The organism is Bacillus sp. FSL R9-9410, assembly GCF_038050385.1.
Lineage (GTDB): Bacteria > Bacillota > Bacilli > Bacillales > Bacillaceae_G > Bacillus_A > Bacillus_A cereus_U.
In genome coordinates this window covers 230689-249790 of record NZ_JBBOTV010000002.1, presented here as the reverse complement: position 1 = coordinate 249790, position 19102 = coordinate 230689, and the positions used below count along the sequence as shown (strand labels likewise).

Here is a 19102-nt window from a genome sequence, read left to right as displayed (position 1 = left end):
GTCTAAACCATAAAGTAGTAGAAGTAGTGCTGGGAAATTTATATGAGGAGAATGCCCGTATGACAACACATTTCTTTGCTAGGTTAACAGGGAAGGGGGAAGTACCTCCTGTAAATACTGAAGCTTACGGTGTAACAGAGCTCATTTTTAGTGAAGATTTAAAGAAGTTGCAATATCGGGTCATATTAAAAAACATAAAAAAAATCACGGCATGCCAAATTCATTTAGGAAAAGCGAATCAAATTGGTCCAGTTGTTTTAAGTTTGTTTGGTCCGCTAGAGCAAGGAATTAGTGTGAATGAAGGAGTCGTTACTGGTGTAGCTAAAGTGGAGGATTTTGAAGGGCCTTTACAGGGGAGAGCATTTGACAGCTTGTTTCAAGAGATAATGCAAGCAAATGTATATGTAAATGTTAATACGAAATCTAATAAAAAGGGAGAAATAAGGGGGAGAATAAGGGAAGTAAAGAAGTAAGCGAAAAGGCTGTCCAAAAAACATTTTGGAACAGCCTTTTCTGCTATAAGGTGCAAATTTTAGCGATTATTGTCGGTAAATCGATATACTTTGAAAATCGCTGATATAATCTGGGTTACGCCGATATATTTTGAAAATCGCTGATATAATCCGAGTTATGCTGATATATTTGAAAAATCGCTGATATAATTCGCGTTACGGTCGATATATTTAAAAACTGCCTCGATTAATTTTTTACAGGTTGATTTTTGATGAAGAAGTCCATTACATAAAATACTTCGTCATCTGGTATTTGTATTTCAAATGTATTTTCGATAGGTTGCAATGCTTTTTTCACTTTCATATACATCCAGTACTCATCTTGTCTTCGTTTTTCTTTATCAGGATGAGGGAGGAGACTTTCGCCTTTTTGAAGACGGTCAACCATGCAGCTCATATGCAAAATTACACCCATTAAACTGTCGGGAGTTAGCTGTAAAGAAATCAATTCCTGAATTGTATTTAATGCATAACGAATTGTTTTAATAAGTAATGCCCCATCGTTACGTTGCATTTGTTGTTCAAGAATATCAGCCATTTTCTCATATGTTTCTTCATACGTAATCAATTCTTGAATTGGCTGAATAGCTGTGTAGTTCACAATGTCTTGGAAATGATATGTTAAGCATGGCACTTGCACATCGAAATTTGTGACGATACAAATGATGTTACGCTCTTTTTTTATGTTCTCGATCATTTTTGTTAAATCTTTTTCGTGAACGATGCTAATCGGAATAATTTCAATTAAGTCTTTATCAAAGCGTAAATAGTTCTCTAACATTTTTTGAATTGCTAAAGCACTTCCTTCGCCAGTTAAACAAGCTGTTAAAATCACGGATTTCATTGGCGACAGTGGCTTTTTCTTTTCTTCCTGTACGTTTAAATAGAACGGCGTTAAGTTCTTCACTGTTTCGTATAGTGCATCTAATGAGTAGCCAAGCTGAGCTTTTCGAGCTGCTTCTAGTGCGTGTGGTGTACTTGTCATTGAAAGAACACGGACAGGGATTTTGAATTCAGTTTCTAATATATCACCAATATAAGCGAGAGATCCCATATCAACAAGTAAGAGAAGCCCGTTTACATTTTGAAGTGTTTTCATATACACTTTAACACGCTCTAAGAAGTCTTTTGGTGATTCATGCAAGGGCATATCGATACCAGTTACTTCATCGATACCGAGAAGTTCGTTTGCAACATTGGCCATTTCTGTTGCGATGCCATTACCGTGTGCTAATATTAATACTTTTACTTCTGTTTGTGAGGCAGGAATTGGATCAACAACGAAGAACATTGTTAAAAAGCCAGCTTCATCAATAGGCATTGTTATTTGTAATTCTTCTTCTAATAGCTGAATACATTGCATAGCTACGGAAAAAGCTTCTTTATATTTCGTACGAATTTGATTTAATTGTGGGTGGTGAATTTGTTTCCCGCCCTGTAAACGTTGTAGAGTTGTCTGTACATGTAAGCTTAAAGCGAGAAATACTTTTTCATCGAAAGTTTTAGATAAATATTTTTCAGCTAGTTCCGCAATTTTTTCACATACGGAAACGATATTACGATCCACAATTTTAAAAACATTTTCATGACTTGTTTTTTTAGATATTTGGTTAAAGTATTGGACGAAAAAGCTTTGAATATCATTTTCTATTAGTAATTCTAATTCTTCCTCTTCAATACCGCGTGCTTGAAGTTCTTCGTATTTATAATCAATATAATCGTAAATAGAAGAGCGACTTCCTTCGGGTTCTATTGTATGCTTACTCCAACCTTCATCACCTGTAAATACAAACGTTTCATTTGGTATTTGATATAGATGACGGCTCTTTCTTTCAATAAATAATCCTTCTTTCATATACCAAGGTAAATCTGTACTTGAAACACAGACAGAATCACGTTTTTTTGTTACGAAATCAGAATAAGCTTTCGCACAGGCAATTTGTACGTCCGTTTTCAATTGGCCGATGTTATTTGGACAATTGTAAAAGACGAAAGCACGCATTGTATTTGGACTAACATGAATCTCTTTCCTTAGACGAATTGCTTCATTTGTGAAAAATAGCTGTAGTAAAGCAAACCGTTCTTTATGTGTTCGCTCACGAAGTGGTGGAAGCGTAACGGTCATCGGAATACGTCTTGTAAATGTTTTTAGTAAAAATGAATTTGGTTCTTCGGTTGTTGCAGTAATAATCAACACTCGTGCCTTACGTTCATTTTCTGTTTCTCCAAGGCGGCGGTATACTCCGCGATCAATAAATGTGAAGAGCATCTCTTGTCCTTCTGGAGGAAGGCGATGTACTTCATCTAAGAAAAGGATTCCTTCATGTGCTTTTTCAATTAGCCCTTTTTGATCACTGGCACCTGTGTAAGCTCCTTTTTTTATTCCAAATAACTGTCCAAGTAGTAGTTGTGGATTGTTTGCATAATCAGCACAGTTAAAGACGATAAAAGGTGCATCTTTTGGAAGTTGTTCCACTTCAATTGCATATTCGTGCATTAAAGAAGCGAACATCGATTTTCCGACACCTGTTTCTCCAAGTAGTAAAGTATGCATACCGTTTGGAGGATAGAGAATAGAAGCTTTTGCTTTTTCAATTGCAATTTTTAGGCTTGTATTTTCAATAGCAAATGTATCTAATGAAGTGCCCTTTGTTGAATGCGTTTCCAATGAAGTGTTCGTTTCTATATAAAAACGGACAGGGCGTGTACTCGTTTTTAATAAACGATTATCTTTCACAAGCTTGTTTAAATCGCTACTAACATTTGCACGGTCTAACTGTAGAAGTGTAGCGAGTTCTGATGCTGTTACACCTTCTGTATAATTCCCTTTTTGTATTGCGTTAAAAATGAGATCTATTCGTTTCATTTCTATTCACCTCGAAACTTCATCACTATTTAAAATTTTACACAAAAATGAGAAGTGTGGGAAGAGAAAAATAAAGTGAAACTTTAATCAGTGGGGGTTTTGTTCATCCCCCACTGATTATTAGCCTTCACCAATCGGGCGTTTACGGGCAGCCCGACTCCCACCTAGCTTCTTTGTTACAGCTGAATTTTGAGGTGGGAGTCTTACTGCCCGTTAACGCGGGATAAAACAGCTTTAGTACATAGGCACTAAAGCTGTTACAATCTTGTGTCTTTCCAAAAATTCACTTCGAGATGGGAAGATGGATTGTAAGGAAGTAGTTTATATCCTTGTGAGTGCAAATAATCAATTACTTTTGGGAGTATTTGCACTGTGACACTAGAATCATGCATTAAAATAACCTCTACTTGTTCATCGCTTTGATTTCGTACTCTTTCTAGTATTGCGGAAGGATTATCATAGCTTTTCCAGTCATATGTATCAATTGTCCAATCCCACATTTTATACTGGGCAGATACGAGTGCGTCGCGGTAATTCTTTTTTAAGTAAGGCATGCTACCGTATGGGACACGAACGAGATGTGTATTTAAATGTGTAACTTGTTGGACGATGTTTTGGGTTTGCTCCATTTCTGCGATTAAAACAGATGGATCGCCAGTATAAAGACGTTTTACATCATGTGACATACTATGGAGACCGATATAATGTCCATCTTTAATCAATCGCTCCATCGTTTTTTTATAATGTGGCACTTTTCCACCAATAACGAAGAAAGTTGCTTTTCCGTTCTTCTCTTTTAAAATATTTAAAATTTGTGGTGTGTATTTATTTGGTCCGTCATCAAATGTTAAGTACGCAATTTTTGTTGTAGAAGAGGTAGTTTGAGTGCTTTGGTAATCTTCTGCTTGAATGTCTGTAGTTGCTTTTGTATTAGATGATGCGTACATAGTAATAGTTGAAAATAAAATTATACATTGAAGTAATCGCTTGATCATAACATTCACCCTCAGTTTGACAATCAAGATGTAAAAATGAAAATTTGATACTTTTTTCATTACCTTCGATATACGTATATCTTTCTCCAATAGAGGCACTCTCAAACAATCTATATTTTGGAAATAGGAAATAAGGAATAAAAAACAAAAAAATAGCATCCTCTTCCTTGGAAGAGGATGCTATTTGAATATTTCATACTAGTAAAGGCTATACTACAATTAGTCTTCGCGTTTTTTCACTTTTTTATAGAAGGAAATAATTGGTTTGTAACGTTCGTGTACAAGACCGATTACTTCAGCAATGATTTCTGTAAAGAAGATTAAAATGAAAAGAAGAATAATGGATAACCATAATGTTGCACTACTGAAAATGATTGCATTTACACTAAAGAATATACCCAATGCGTAAATAATTAGTACCGTTTTACGATGAGAGAATCCCATTGCAAGCAAACGGTGATGTAAATGCGATTTATCAGGTGCTGAAATAGGTTTTTTATTTACGATACGGCGGATAATTGCAAATGTCGTATCAAATATAGGTACACCTAAAATAATGATTGGAACGATAAAACTGAATAACGTTACGCTTTTGTATAATCCAAGTAACGATATAACAGAAATACAGTATCCTAAAAATAGTGCTCCTGTATCTCCCATGAAAATTTTTGCTGGATGGAAGTTGTAGAATAAAAATCCAATTGTACTTGCTAATGTAATCAGTGCTAGAGGTAATATAATAGCTGCTCCAGTACCCCATGGGCTAGTGAAGGCCATATATGCTAGCGTTGCAAGTACGATAGATGAAATCCCTGCGGATAATCCATCTAATCCATCAATTAAGTTGATGGCATTTGTAATACCGACAATCCAAAATACCGTAATTGGATAAGCAAGCCATCCGAGTTCAGTATCTCCAAGGATTGGAATATATAATACTTGCACTAATAATCCACTTTTGACAATCATGATGGCAACTAATAGCTGTCCACCGAATTTTACCCTCGCAGATAGTTCGTACATATCATCTAAAATCCCGATGATAACAATGATGATAGCACCTAAAGTTATCGATAACATTCTTTGTTCGTACAATCCACCGACAACAAATCCTACGGCTACACCGATGAAAATTGCTAACCCGCCAAGACGAGGCATAATTTTTTGGTGTACTTTACGCGCATTTGGCTTGTCTGTTGCTCCTATTTTGAAAGCTAATTTAATAACTAAAGGAGTAACGACGAGTACAGTGATGAAAGATGCCAAAATGGCATAAATCACTTGTGAGTCCATTAATACCCCACCCTTTATAGTTTAACGTAATTTTTCTAATTGTATTTATCTGAAAATTATGATGTTTATTTGCAGGCTCATAACATATGGTATCACAAAAAGATTAGAATTCAATCTTTTTTTCTTTTAGCTGTAAATGGAAGTGCATAGAATATATGACAATTGTACATAGAATGTTGGATCGTTTGAGAAGGTTGTTCATATTACGACTTGGAATATGGCAGTGTATCTGCCTCATTTATAACAAGTATTTTATTATAAGTGTTGCACGTAAAAATGAGTAAGTTCCGTGTTAAAATGTGGGAATTTACATTTTGTATATATTGCATCATTTAACTTTACAAAATCTTAAAAAAGAATAAAAAAATAATTCATATAATAAAGAGATGAAAGAGTTTTCTCATTTTTAGTGTGAGAGGGGGAAGCACAGGGAGAATTCTATGTATTCGTATATTTTCTTATGTATATTCCTGTGCGAAAGGAAAATGAAAATTACGATAATAGGTACCGGATATGTTGGATTGATTACGGGAGTAGGATTGGCGAGATTGGGACATTCGGTCACATGTTTCGATATAAATAGTGAAAAAATTGAACGGATTAAACAAGGCGAGTTACCTATTTATGAATGTGGATTAAATGAATTAATAAATGAAGCATACGAGAATAATCATTTAACTTTTACAGCAAGTAAATCAACGGCATTTAATGATGTGGAGTTTATATTTATTGCAGTTGGAACGCCATCTTTATTAGATGGAACAGCAGATTTAACTTATATTCGTAGTGCTTGTGATGATATTGGAAAATATGTGAATAACGATATTATTATTGTTACGAAAAGTACGGTTCCTGTAGGGACAAATGATGTAATGAGAGAATGGATTGAGGATAAACTACAAGGTAGACATGAATTATATATTGTATCGAATCCAGAGTTTTTAAGAGAAGGTTCTGGTATTTATGATTTTTTTCATGGTGATCGTATCGTAATTGGAGCATGTAGTGAAGAAGCTGCAAGGAAAGTAGAGAATTTGTACAGCAAATTAAGCTTACAAACGTATATTACAGATATTCGAAGTGCTGAGATGATCAAATATGCATCTAATGCTTTTTTAGCTACGAAGATTAGCTTTATTAATGAAATTTCTAATATATGTGAGCAAGTGGGTGCGGATATATTAGATGTAGCTACAGGGATGGGGATGGATAAGAGAATTGGTGCATCTTTTTTAAATGCAGGCATCGGATATGGAGGATCTTGTTTTCCAAAAGATACGAAAGCACTTGTGCAAATTGCAGGGAATGTTTCTCATGATTTTCGCTTGTTGAAAGCAGTCATTGAAGTGAATAATAAACAACAGTTGTTGTTAGTTGAAAAAGCGAAGAAAATTATAGATATGAAGAAGAAGCAAATTGCGGTTCTTGGTGCAGCATTCAAACCGAATACTGACGATATTAGGGAAGCGCCATCTCTTATTATAATAGAAGAATTAATTAATGTAGGTGCGGATGTGGTTTTATATGACCCGCAAGCTATTCAAAATGTAAGAAGTTTATTTGAAAATACGATACGATACGCTGAGTGTATAGATGAATCGATTAGAGAGGCGCATGCAGTTTTTATCGTAACAGAATGGGAATCAATTCGAAATTATCCGCTAGAAAAGTATGCACAGCTTATGAGGGAACCTATTCTATTTGATGGGAGAAATTGTTATACTAATGAGGATGCTGAGAAGCATGGATTAGATTATTACTCAGTTGGGCGAAAAGGCGCCGCCTGTAATAGTAATGTTTCTCAGGTTCGTTAAAAAGTGTATTTCTACATGCATATTTTTATATGCGATAATAGAAGTTTTAACTAGTGAAAGAAAAGAGGCAATGAAATGACTGAACGTTTAAAAGTAATGACAATTTTCGGGACACGACCAGAAGCAATTAAAATGGCACCTCTTGTATTAGAGTTGCAAAAGCACCCAGAAAAGATTGAATCAATTGTGACTGTAACAGCACAACACCGTCAAATGTTAGATCAAGTATTAAATATCTTTGGAATTACGCCAGATTTCGATTTGAATATCATGAAAGATCGTCAAACTTTAATTGATATTACAACACGTGGTTTAGAAGGTTTAGATAAAGTAATGAAAGAAGCGAAGCCTGATATCGTACTTGTGCATGGTGATACAACGACGACATTTATTGCAAGCTTAGCTGCTTTCTATAATCAAATTCCAGTAGGGCATGTGGAAGCCGGACTTCGTACATGGGATAAGTATTCTCCATATCCAGAAGAGATGAATCGTCAACTAACAGGTGTAATGGCGGATCTTCATTTCTCACCTACAACAAAATCAGCAACGAACTTACAAAAAGAAAATAAAGATGAGTCACGCATTTTCGTAACAGGAAATACAGCGATCGATGCACTGAAGACAACTGTAAAAGAAACTTATAGCCATTCGGTGTTAGAGAAACTTGGAAATGATCGTCTTGTACTTATGACAGCACACCGTCGTGAAAATTTAGGAGAACCAATGCGCAATATGTTCCGTGCAATTAAGCGTCTTGTTGATAAACACGAAGATGTACAAGTTGTATACCCTGTTCATATGAATCCTGTTGTTCGCGAAATAGCGAATGATATTTTAGGCGAGCATAGCCGCATTCATTTAATTGAGCCGCTAGATGTAATCGATTTCCATAACATTGCAGCTCGTTCATACTTAATGTTAACTGATTCTGGTGGTGTACAAGAGGAAGCACCATCACTAGGTGTGCCAGTTCTTGTCCTTCGTGACACGACGGAACGCCCAGAAGGTATCGAAGCAGGTACGCTGAAATTAGCAGGAACAGATGAAGAGACAATCTTTGGTCTTGCTGATGAGTTGTTATCAGATAAAGAAGCTCATGATAAGATGACGAAAGCATCTAACCCTTACGGAGATGGTCGTGCATCAGAGCGTATTGTAGAAGCGATTTTACAACATTTCAACAAGTAGAGTGAAACTTTAATAAATGGGATTTTTATCCTCCGTTTATTATTAGCCCACAACAATTGCGGGAAATAAAAAGAGCCAAATCGTATGTGATGCGATTTGGCTCTTTTTTATTGCTGATTTCTCATAATCCACTCCGCATGAGCATTTGTAGAAGGGGGAGGAGGTGGTGGTGTTTTGTTCTCACTCGGTTCCTTCTTTGCTTTTGCGCTGGAGTTAGAATCAGAATTTGTAGTTGTACTCTCATTTTTTGTAGTTTCTGTTGGGGCGTGTTCTTTTTCCCCTATTTCTTTTAATATTTCGTTACGAGTTGTCTCTACACTGATTGGGTCTGGAAGGAAATAATAAATACCACCCATTTTTTTGTCTTCTCCTTCAAGTTTTAACGTTTGTATCGTAGAAGGATCAAATCCAGAGATTTTATTGTAAAGAGCAAGTCCGTCTGAAATAGGAATATCGGTTTTTATATATTTCCCAACTACCGCTGTTAAATCTTTAATTTTAAATACAGTTGAAGCAGAGTTTAGCTTTTGGGCAACAGCCGCCAGTACTTGCCTTTGTCTCGCAGCTCGACCATAGTCTCCGTTAGGATCTTGCTTTCGCATGCGGACGTAAGCGAGTGCTTCTTCGCCATTTAAGTCTTGTTTACCTTGTTTAAATGGAATTAATTTGTAATAATCTATATCGGAGCGCTCCTCGAAATCAAAAGGAACATCAACTGTAATACCTCCAACAGCATCAACGATACCTTTAAAGCCTTGGAAATCAATTTTAATATAATGATCAACAGGAACTTTTAAAAACCCTTCGACAGTGTCAATTGTCATCTTTTCTCCACCGTAAGCATGAGCAGCGTTAATTTTGTCTTCTTTATTTTTGCCAACAATCTTAACACGAGAATCGCGCGGGATACTCATAAGTGAAATCTTTTTTGAGTTTGGATTAACTGTTGCGAACATAAGTGAATCTGTTCGACCGTTTTGACCGTCTGTTGCGTAATCTTCAATACCCATAATTAGTATTGTGAAAGGTTTTTTTGTGATTTCCACATCTTCTGCTCGTAATTTAGATTTTTCACGGTTAAATCCACTGTACATCCCCATGAGAGAAGAGTAGGAATTTAACATATAAAGTCCTACGCTACCAAATAAAAATGCGAAAATAAGAAAGAAGAAAAGTTTTCTTCTACGTTTCTTTTTTATTCTGCTATTTTGGAGATGATTATAACGTTCTTCCATATATAATCTCCTTAGTTCATTTGTAGGGAATTAATTCACTACATTAATCTTTAAAGGCGAGACTTTAGCTATTCTTAGATAACGCCTTGTTCTAAGTACAACATATCTCCTTCTTTAATTGTACACTTCCCGTTTGTTAATTCAATCATCCAATCTGTGAATGGTTGTTTTTTGTCCTCTTCTACATACGTATCAAATGTGACATTTTCTAGATAATGTATATCTTTAATCGCATATTCTGAATTGCGTAATTCATTTTCAGCTTTGCCAAGCAAAGTGTAATCAATTTCTGTTTGCATAACGCGCATTAGTTTTCGTTCAACAACGCCTACATGGTTAAGACCTTCACTTGTACATTTTCCATATGCGCGAATTAATCCGCCAGCACCAAGTTTAATGCCGCCAAAATAGCGTGTAACGACGACGACAGTATCTTTTAGACCTCGTTTTTTTAATACCTCTAACATAGGCACACCAGCTGTGCCACTCGGTTCACCGTCATCGTTCGCTTTTTGAATTTGATCTTGTTCGCCGATTAAATATGCGGAACAATTATGTGTTGCATTCCAATGCTGTTTTTTTATTTTTTGTATAAATGCTTGAGCTTCCTCTTCCGTTGTGGCGCGACTCACATAGCAAATGAATCTTGATTTTTGAATGATGATCTCGTGCTCACCGTAGCCTTTGATTGTTAAATATTGTAATAACAATGATATACGCCCCTATCTTTCAAAATAACTAGTACTTTACATTTTAAAAGCGGTTGTTTTTATATTCAAACATTTTTTATAAATATGTTGAAATTTTTGGTGAGTATTTTATCCCGCATTAACGGGCAGTAAGACTCCCACCTCAAAATTCAGCTGGAGCAAAGAAGTTAGGTGGGAGGTCAACTGCCCGTAAAAGCCCGATTGGTGAAGGCTAATAATCAGTGGGGGATGAACAAAACCCCCACTGATTAAAGTTTCACTTTATCTTTTTGTTGTAATTTGTCGAGCGGGTGATTGTAGTTTCTAACAGGCATTTTTATGTATGGATGCACCTTTTCTAGTTTTCGTGTAAAATTAGGGGATAAAAATTTTTTATAAGGCAGGTACGAAAATGAAAACAGCTATTGTTACCGATAGTACAGCATATATACCGAAGCATATTCGTGATGAACTCAATATATATATGATTCCATTAAACGTTGTGTTTGGAACGGAGTCTTATCAAGAAGAGGCTGAAGTTTCAGCGAATGATTTTTATGTAAAAGTACGTGAACAAGAAGATCTTCCGAAAACTTCGCAACCAGCAATTGGAAAGTTTTTAGAGCTATATGAAGAGTTATCTAAAGAATATGATGCAGTTATTAGCATTCACCTTTCCAGCGGAATTAGTGGTACATACCAAACAGCAACGACAGCTGGACAGATGGTAGATGGTATTGATGTATATACGTACGACTCTGAAATTAGTTGTGAAGTACAAGGGTTTTACGTGCGTGAAGGGGCGAAATTAGTAAGTGAAGGGAAAGCCCCAGAAGAGATTATCGCTCGCTTTGATGAAATGAAGCAAACGATGGATGCATATTTTGTAGTGGATGATTTACATCATTTACAACGTGGTGGAAGATTAAATAGCGCACAAGCTTTCATCGGTAGTTTGTTACAAGTAAAACCAGTATTATACTTTAGAGATAAAGTAATTATTCCATTCGAAAAAATTCGTACGCGTAAAAAAGCGTTAAAGCGTATCGTTGAAATCTTTGATGAGCAGGCAAATAAAGGTGTACCTATGGAAGCTGTTATTATTCATGCGAATCGTGAAGAGGAAGCTAATGAATGGAAACAAGAATTAGAAGAGATATATCCTCATGTTACAATTCGCACGAGTTATTTCGGAGCTGTAATTGGGACGCATTTAGGTGAAGGTGCGCTTGGTTTAGGTTGGTATACGAAATGATAAAGATATAAAAGCTCTCTTACTTGAAGAGGGTTTTTTTACGGGGATTTGACAAGTTAATATCTGGAAATGGTAAAATGTACGTAAAATTAAATAATGAGGAAAGTTTTATTACTTACTTTTTACAAGAAACTATCTTATAATAAAAGAGAGGTGAAACATATGGAGCATAATTCTTGTTTATGTCCAAAGTTTGAGTCAGCTTTTACAATGCTTAGTAAGAAATGGACTGGCTTAATTATTAAATCTTTGCTTGAAGAGCCGAAACGTTTCAGAGAAATCGCAGATATTATACCGAATATGAGCGATCGTATGTTGTCAGAACGTTTAAAGGAATTAGAAGGTGAAGGTATTGTAGTTCGTAGTGTTTACCCAGAAGTACCAGTTAGAATCGAGTACGGTTTAACTGATAAAGGGAAAGCGTTGGAAAGTGTTATGGATGAGGTCCAAAATTGGGCTGAGAAATGGATGAAGTAACGTTTCTATCTCATTCATATTGGAGTATTTTCAAAACGTAAGGGATTCCCTTACGTTTTTTTCAATTCTATAAAAAACGGCGTAAGGCTCTTAAAATTCTACATATATATACAAATTTAGATATACTTTGCTGTAGAGATAAATGTAATATTACATTTATTTTACAAAACCGTAACATTAGCAAAAAAACTCCCGAATTATGGTATAAATTTTAATAGGTTATATACGGAAAACGAAAAAAGAAAGCGGTGTAAAAAATAAAATGAAAAAGCTAAAAATGGCATCTTGCGCACTAGTTGCAGGGTTAATGTTTTCAGGGCTAACACCAAATGTATTTGCAGAAGATAAAATTTCTGATGTAAAATCACAAATTAACACACAAAATGATACTTTACATAAACAACAACAAGAACGTGATGAATTACAAAAACAAATGAATGACTTAAACAAAACAATCCAAGGTTTGGATAAGTCTGTGCAAGAGAACGCTTCAAAACTTGATGAAACAACAAAAAAAGTTTCTGATACTGAGCAATTAATTGAAAATAAAAATAAAGATATTGCAGAACTACAAACAAAGATTGCAAAACGTGAAGAGTTATTAAGAAAACGTTTAGTTGCACTACAAGAACAACCGAACACGAACGTTGTAACAGAAGTTCTTGTAAACTCTAAAAACATTGCAGATTTAGTTGATCGTTTAAATTCTGTTTCTAAAATTCTTGAGTCTGACGAAGATATCATGAAAACTCAACAAGAAGATCAAACGAACGTGAAAAAAGATGTTGAGACAGTAAAAGAAAAACAAAAAGAATTAAAAGAAGCACAATCTCAAATTGAAACTGCTAAGAAAGAACTTGACGTTGAAAAAGAGAAAAAAGCAACAGCAGTAAACGATTTAAGCGGTAAAATGGATACAGTTGTAACTACAATGACAAGTACGGAAGGTCAATTGAAAGAGCTTGAACAACAGGCATTAAAATTACAACAAATCGCTGAAAAAGAAGCGCAAGAAAAAGCTGCACAAGAAGCTGCTGCTCAAAAGCAAGCAGAACAAGCTGCTAAAGAAGCACAAGTTCAACAAGCACCTGCTGCAGTGCCAGCAGAGCAAGCTGCTCCAGCAAACAATGGTGGACAAGCTCAAAAAGAAGAGCCTAAAAAAGAAGAGCCTAAAAAAGAGACACCTAAACAAGAAAACAAAAAACCAGAGCCAGCACCAGGTCCAACTCCGGCTCCTGGCGTAATTGGTAAAGCGCAACAATACTTAGGTAAGCCATATGTTTGGGGTAGTGCATCTCCATCAAACGGTGGTTTTGACTGTAGTGGATTCATTTCTTACATCTTTGGTGTAGGTCGTCAAGATGTTAAGGGATATTGGAATTCAGTTTCTAAAGTAAGTAGCCCGCAGCCGGGAGACTTAGTCTTCTTCCAAAACACTTATAAAGATGGTCCATCTCACATTGGTATTTATGTTGGGAATGGACAAATGATTCATGCTGGTGATAAAGGGATTGCTTACGGCGATATTAACAATTCTTACAACCAGAAACATTTCTTAGGTTACGGTAGATTCTAGGATTTATAATTGAATAAAGCACGTGTATAAAGTCGATAGCTTACTATTTTATAAGTAGGTTATCGGCTTTTTTGAGTTTTTACGAGATAAAGAGAAGGGTTTATAGTAGTGCTGGAGGTGGTTGATGGTGTTAGCTGGTAGACAGTTACTGTTAGAAGAACTTTCTTCAGATTTGCAGGACAAATTGGATCATTTGAAAAAGAATCGAGAAGTCGTTTGTGTACAAGGGGTAATTAAGAAGTCTTCAAAATATATGTGCCAGCGCTGCGGAAATATAGAGCAGCGACTATTTGCATCATTTCTATGCAAAAGGTGCAATAAAGTATGTGCGTATTGCCGGAAATGTATAACGATGGGCAGGGTAAGTGAATGTGCTGTACTTGTTCGCGGGATTGCTGAAATAAGCGGAGAAAATTATTTGAATCCGTTACAGTGGGAAGGCGTTTTGTCTGCTGGTCAGGAGTTAGCTGCGCAAAGTGTCGTTGACGCTGTTAAGCAGAAAGAATCATTTTTTATTTGGGCGGTGTGCGGGGCTGGAAAAACAGAAATGTTGTTTCGCGGAATTGCAGAAGCACTACAAAAGGGAGAGAGAGTTTGTATTGCAACGCCGAGAACGGACGTTGTACTTGAATTAGCACCAAGGTTACAAGAAGTGTTTCCAAATATAAATGTAGCTGCTTTATACGGAGGGAGTTTAGACCGAGAAAAAGATGCGGCGTTAATCATTGCAACTACACATCAATTGTTACGTTATTATAGGGCGTTCCATGTCATGATTGTAGATGAGATAGATGCTTTTCCGTATCATGCGGATAAGATGTTGCATTATGCAGTAAACGAAGCGATGAAAGAGGAGGCAGCACGTATTTATTTAACTGCAACTCCAGATGAAAAGTGGAAGCGTAAATTGCGGAATGGTAAGCAAAAAGGGGTTATTATTTCAGGACGTTATCATCGTCATCCATTGCCAGTCCCGATATTTCGGTGGTGCGGAAATTGGAAAAAGGGTCTTATGCGTAAAAAAATCCCTCGTACGTTATTACAATGGTTAAATATGTACTTATCTAAACGATACCCCATTTTTCTATTTGTTCCTCATGTGCGATATGTAGAAGAAATTAGCCAGTTATTAAAATCATTAAACAATCAAATTGACGGTGTGCATGCAGAAGATATGGCGAGAAAAGAGAAGGTAGCAGCTTTTAGAAAGGGAGAAATCCCTTTATTAGTTACAACGACGATTTTGGAACGAGGAGTAACTGTGAAAAATTTACAAGTAGCAGTTTTAGGAGCTGAGGAAGAAATATTTTCAGAAAGTGCTCTCGTTCAAATTGCAGGGCGTGCTGGCAGAAGCTCTGATGAACCGCATGGAGATGTCATCTATTTTCATTATGGAAAGACAGCGGCGATGGTGCGTGCGAAAAAACATATTCAAAGTATGAATAAGAATGCTAAAGAACAAGGATTGATAGATTGATGCATTGTCTACTTTGTGATGAGTATGTTTCATATGCGATTAGTTGGTACACTTTTTTTGTTAAGCTTCATAAAAAGTATATATGTGATAGATGTGAACAAAAACTTTCCTATATTATAGGCGATATTTGCAAGGAGTGTGGTCGGCCTTTAGAACTTGTACCAGCTGAATATAAAAACGTGGATATTTGCATGGACTGCATAAGGTGGACGAACGAGCAGAGGTTTCCGCCTCTCATAAATCGTTCGCTGTATGTGTATGATGAAGGGATGAAAGAAATATTAGCACAGTTTAAATTTCGAGGCGATGCTGAATTAGTGCATATTTTTCATCAGCCTTTTCGAAGTCTTTTTCAAAAATATTTTGCGAATGTTTCAGTTGCCATTCCGGTCCCTCTTAGTGAAGAGCGAGAATACGAGCGTGGTTTTAATCAAGCGGAGTTACTAGCTTCTTGTTTTCCTATCAAAATGTTTTGTACATCATTAAGAAGAATTGAAACAGAAAAACAAAGTAAGAAGAAGCGTAAAGAAAGGGTATCGGGAGTTAATCCTTTTTATTTTCAGGGAGAAGAGATGTTTCATGAGCAACATGTTTTAATCGTGGATGATGTGTATACGACAGGAATTACTGTTAGGCAAATTGGAAGCCTTCTGTATGATCGAGGAGCGAGAGAGGTTTCTTGTTTGACGCTTTGTAGAGGTTAATATGTGAATGTCGAAAGGAATAATAAAAAGACGACAGATCTTCTTTGACTAACAGTCTTGTCATTCGTTATAGTCAAAATATGGGGCGAATGCCCTGATTTTAAGAGTGAAGGGAATGGAATAAACATGCAAGGACGAGTAAAATGGTTCAATGCAGAAAAGGGATTTGGGTTTATTGAGCGTGAAGATGGTGATGATGTGTTTGTTCATTTTTCTGCTATTCAACAAGAGGGGTATAAGTCGTTAGAAGAAGGTCAACAAGTGGAGTTTGATATTGTTGATGGAGCACGTGGAACACAAGCGGCTAATGTTGTGAAACTGTAAAAATTAAGTTTTTGGAAAAGATAGAGCTGTATTTTTGGCAGCATTATATAGATGGTGAAAGCTCTTGCTCGTACCAAGGGCTTTTTTGTTGCGAAGAAGTTGTCAAAAAGTTGTTTCTTTTCTGTAACCAATTGTCCACAGTTACATTCGTTATTCACGATGTTAATAGGATAAAATAAAGATAGAAACGATGCATCTTTTCATTTCAACAAAAAACGATAAAAAAATCGCAATTCCACTAATTTTTTTAAAAAAGTTAGAAGGAGTTTTTAAGTCAATGTCGAAATTATAGTACATAGGCTTGAAAGGAGGAATTCATCTATGAAATTCAACATTCGTGGTGAAAATATTGAAGTAACTCCAGCATTAGGGGAATATGTAGAGAAAAAACTAGGTAAATTAGAGCGTTATTTTGATACATTCCCAGAGATTAAAGTTAATTTAAAGGTATACTCTGACAAGCAACGTATCGAGGTAACAATTCCATTTACAGATTTATTACTTCGTGCAGAAGAAGCAAATAGCGATATGTACGCTGCGATTGATTTAGTAGTTGATAAAATTGAGCGACAAATTCGTAAACATAAAACAAAAGTAAACCGTAAATTACGTGAAAAGGGTTCTGTGAAAACTAACTTTATCCTTCCAGAAGCAGTAGCTGTTCTGGATGCGGTAGAAGAGGATGAATTAGAACTTGTACGTACAAAACGATTCGATTTAAAACCGATGGACGTTGAAGAAGCGATCTTACAAATGGATATGCTAGGACATAGTTTCTTCGTCTTCACAAATGCTGATACAAATGAAACTAATGTTGTATATGGCCGTAAAGACGGGAAATATGGTTTAATCGAAACTAAATAATCATTCAAAAGCGCAGCCGAAATGGCTGCGCTTTTTTTATCCCGCTATTTGTGGGGTAGTAAAACTCCCACCTCAAAATTCGGCCGGAGCAAAGAAGTTAGGTGGGGGGCCTGCTGCCCGTAAACGCCCGATTGGTGAGGGCTAATAATCAGTGGGGGATGAACAAAACCCCCACTGATTAAAGTTTCACTTTATATATTTTTGCCTTCCTATCTTGTAATATTGATATAAATTTAAATGGCTCATTCGTAATGAGATTTAGAAGTCATGTTTTGTCACGGTCAGTTGTATTACTATTCCAAAAGGATCTCGCACAATGGCATAACCCGGGCTGAAGGAGTTTTTTTCAAAAGGTGTTAAAATATAAACCTCATCATGTTGAATTAGATTGTGATAGAGTGCTTCCATGGTTTGGAAATCTTTAGATTGAATGCATAATGATGAGCTATTACTTAATTGCCAAGGGCGTGTGGAATCCACTGCCTGTTCTGCAATCATAATTTTATTAGTGCCAATTTGTAAAACAGAATGGGTAATATAATGTTCTTGGCTTTCTTTATACGTGAAATTAGGATCTATTTCTTTCATTTCTTTATAATTCTTTTTAAATAAAACTTTTGCGTCTAAATACTGTTCGTAAAATGCAATTGCTTTAGCACCTTGCCCATTTAATGATAAAAAAGGGATTACTTCAAAGTTCATTGTATTGCCTCCTTCATATATGTTTACACTTATTACTATACAAATATAAGGTGCCAACATACGACACCTATAGGGAGAATTTATGAAAAAAGTTGAACGTTTAAATCAGATGCTACGTTTTATTAATCAAAAACAAATATTCACATTGAAAGATTTAATGGATGAATTTCAAATTTCAAAAAGGACAGCTTTACGTGATATTACATCATTAGAGGAAATGGGTGTCCCTCTTTTTGCAGAGTATGGTCGGTATGGAGGTTATCGTTTAATAAAAACGATGACATTACCACCGATTTCATTTACAAATCATGAAGTTTTTGCACTTTATTTTGCAATGCAAGCACTAAGTAGTTTTGTAAGTATTCCCTTTCAAATCTCGTTTCGTTCCATTAATAAGAAATTTTTAGATAGTGTTTCGTCAAAACAGCGTGAGCAAATTGAAAACTTGAAAAAAAGAGTGTCCTTTTTTCATTTGGAACAAGCACATGAATGTGGTTATCTAGAAGAGATTTTGTTAGCTGCTGTTCAAAATAGGGCTTTAACTATAAACTATGTAACGCCGAAACAAGCGACAATGCGCCGTATTCAGCCGATTTCGATTTATGCGATGAAAGGTTATTGGTATTGCCAGGCTTACGATTTAGATAAATCGGCTTATCGAGTGTTTCGCTGTGATCGTATTCGGTCGTTAGAAATGGTAGATGCTCAGGATAGTCTGGATTTGGAAAACATAAATATACATAACGCACATAGTCTTTGGAAGGCAACTGAACAAGCTATTCAATTTAAATGCTCAATTACTGCGAGGGGGATAGAGATATTCAAGCAACAACAATATCCTTCGATGAAATTATGGGAAGAACACGAAGATACATACTTAATAGGAACTTATGAGCCTGCTGAAATCAACTTTATCATCTCGTATCTAGCTAGTTTTGGTAAAACTATAAAAATAATTGAGCCATCTTCTTTAAAAGAGAACTTGAAAGAATACTACTTAGATTTAATACAAAATTTGTAACGAAGAGATATTAGTTTGCTGGAACAAATAAAATAAAAACTTTTTCTGAATCTACGGCTCGAGATTTGGACGATTGTTGTCATAGTTACAAGACAAGTGGTACAATT

General features: G+C 35.8%; 17 protein-coding genes. 11 read left to right on the top strand and 6 right to left on the bottom strand.

Annotated elements, in window-relative coordinates:
- The first annotated feature begins 59 nt into the window (after positions 1–59).
- Complete coding sequence (gene exsM, locus MKX77_RS25255; RefSeq protein WP_341308100.1) at positions 60–473, top strand: exosporium regulatory protein ExsM; 414 nt, start codon at positions 60–62, stop codon at positions 471–473.
- 226 nt (positions 474–699) lie between these two features.
- Here the strand turns inward: exsM and MKX77_RS25250 are convergent, their stop codons facing one another.
- From MKX77_RS25250 to MKX77_RS25240, 3 genes are all read right to left on the bottom strand, one after another.
- Positions 700–3378 carry a sigma 54-interacting transcriptional regulator gene (locus MKX77_RS25250; protein ID WP_215554733.1) on the bottom strand — a complete coding sequence of 893 codons (2679 nt, stop codon included), beginning with the start codon at positions 3376–3378 and terminating at the stop codon, positions 700–702.
- A 257-nt stretch (positions 3379–3635) separates the two neighbouring features.
- Positions 3636–4373, bottom strand: a complete 738-nt coding sequence (locus MKX77_RS25245; protein ID WP_341308099.1) for a polysaccharide deacetylase family protein — start codon at positions 4371–4373, stop codon at positions 3636–3638.
- Positions 4374–4592: 219 nt separating this feature from the next.
- Positions 4593–5666, bottom strand: coding sequence for a glycosyltransferase family 4 protein (locus tag MKX77_RS25240; RefSeq protein WP_002068377.1), 1074 nt, complete (start codon positions 5664–5666; stop codon positions 4593–4595).
- A gap of 440 nt (positions 5667–6106) precedes the next feature.
- On the opposite strand from MKX77_RS25240, the gene MKX77_RS25235 reads away from it, so the two are divergent.
- Together MKX77_RS25235 and wecB are read left to right on the top strand one after the other, a co-directional pair.
- The gene (locus MKX77_RS25235; RefSeq protein WP_341308098.1) at positions 6107–7480 is read left to right on the top strand and encodes a UDP-glucose dehydrogenase family protein; all 1374 of its coding nucleotides are present in this window, start codon (positions 6107–6109) and stop codon (positions 7478–7480) included.
- 75 nt (positions 7481–7555) lie between these two features.
- Complete coding sequence (wecB, locus tag MKX77_RS25230; RefSeq protein ID WP_215554730.1) at positions 7556–8671, top strand: non-hydrolyzing UDP-N-acetylglucosamine 2-epimerase; 1116 nt, start codon at positions 7556–7558, stop codon at positions 8669–8671.
- Positions 8672–8778: 107 nt separating this feature from the next.
- Here the strand turns inward: wecB and MKX77_RS25225 are convergent, their stop codons facing one another.
- Complete coding sequence (locus tag MKX77_RS25225; RefSeq protein WP_341308097.1) at positions 8779–9906, bottom strand: LCP family protein; 1128 nt, start codon at positions 9904–9906, stop codon at positions 8779–8781.
- Positions 9907–9980: 74 nt separating this feature from the next.
- Positions 9981–10616 carry a YigZ family protein gene (locus MKX77_RS25220; protein ID WP_215554728.1) on the bottom strand — a complete coding sequence of 212 codons (636 nt, stop codon included), beginning with the start codon at positions 10614–10616 and terminating at the stop codon, positions 9981–9983.
- 391 nt (positions 10617–11007) lie between these two features.
- Between MKX77_RS25220 and MKX77_RS25215 the strand changes: the two genes are divergently transcribed.
- The 7 genes from MKX77_RS25215 (at position 11008) to hpf (ending at position 17272) form a co-directional block, all read left to right on the top strand.
- Complete coding sequence (locus MKX77_RS25215) at positions 11008–11850, top strand: DegV family protein (RefSeq protein ID WP_002112883.1); 843 nt, start codon at positions 11008–11010, stop codon at positions 11848–11850.
- Between the two features lie 162 nt (positions 11851–12012).
- The gene (locus tag MKX77_RS25210) at positions 12013–12327 is read left to right on the top strand and encodes a winged helix-turn-helix transcriptional regulator (RefSeq protein ID WP_002159869.1); all 315 of its coding nucleotides are present in this window, start codon (positions 12013–12015) and stop codon (positions 12325–12327) included.
- 262 nt (positions 12328–12589) lie between these two features.
- Positions 12590–13903, top strand: coding sequence for a C40 family peptidase (locus MKX77_RS25205; protein ID WP_341308096.1), 1314 nt, complete (start codon positions 12590–12592; stop codon positions 13901–13903).
- Between the two features lie 124 nt (positions 13904–14027).
- A complete protein-coding gene (gene comFA / locus MKX77_RS25200; protein WP_341308095.1) occupies positions 14028–15380 on the top strand; it encodes an ATP-dependent helicase ComFA in 1353 nt (450 codons plus the stop codon).
- Positions 15380–16084, top strand: a complete 705-nt coding sequence (locus MKX77_RS25195) for a ComF family protein (RefSeq protein ID WP_341308094.1) — start codon at positions 15380–15382, stop codon at positions 16082–16084. Before comFA ends, MKX77_RS25195 begins: the two co-directional genes overlap by 1 nt.
- 126 nt (positions 16085–16210) lie before the next feature.
- A complete protein-coding gene (gene cspC, locus MKX77_RS25190) occupies positions 16211–16408 on the top strand; it encodes a cold shock protein CspC (protein ID WP_341308093.1) in 198 nt (65 codons plus the stop codon).
- Between the two features lie 321 nt (positions 16409–16729).
- Positions 16730–17272, top strand: coding sequence for a ribosome hibernation-promoting factor, HPF/YfiA family (hpf, locus tag MKX77_RS25185; RefSeq protein ID WP_215554723.1), 543 nt, complete (start codon positions 16730–16732; stop codon positions 17270–17272).
- A gap of 258 nt (positions 17273–17530) precedes the next feature.
- On the opposite strand, the gene MKX77_RS25180 is transcribed toward hpf, so the two are convergent.
- On the bottom strand, positions 17531–17974 hold the full coding sequence (locus tag MKX77_RS25180) for a VOC family protein (protein ID WP_341308092.1): 444 nt from the start codon (positions 17972–17974) through the stop codon (positions 17531–17533).
- Positions 17975–18056: 82 nt separating this feature from the next.
- Here MKX77_RS25180 and MKX77_RS25175 point away from each other — a divergent pair, with 82 nt between their 5' ends.
- The gene (locus MKX77_RS25175) at positions 18057–18995 is read left to right on the top strand and encodes a helix-turn-helix transcriptional regulator (RefSeq protein ID WP_341308091.1); all 939 of its coding nucleotides are present in this window, start codon (positions 18057–18059) and stop codon (positions 18993–18995) included.
- Positions 18996–19102 lie beyond the last annotated feature (107 nt).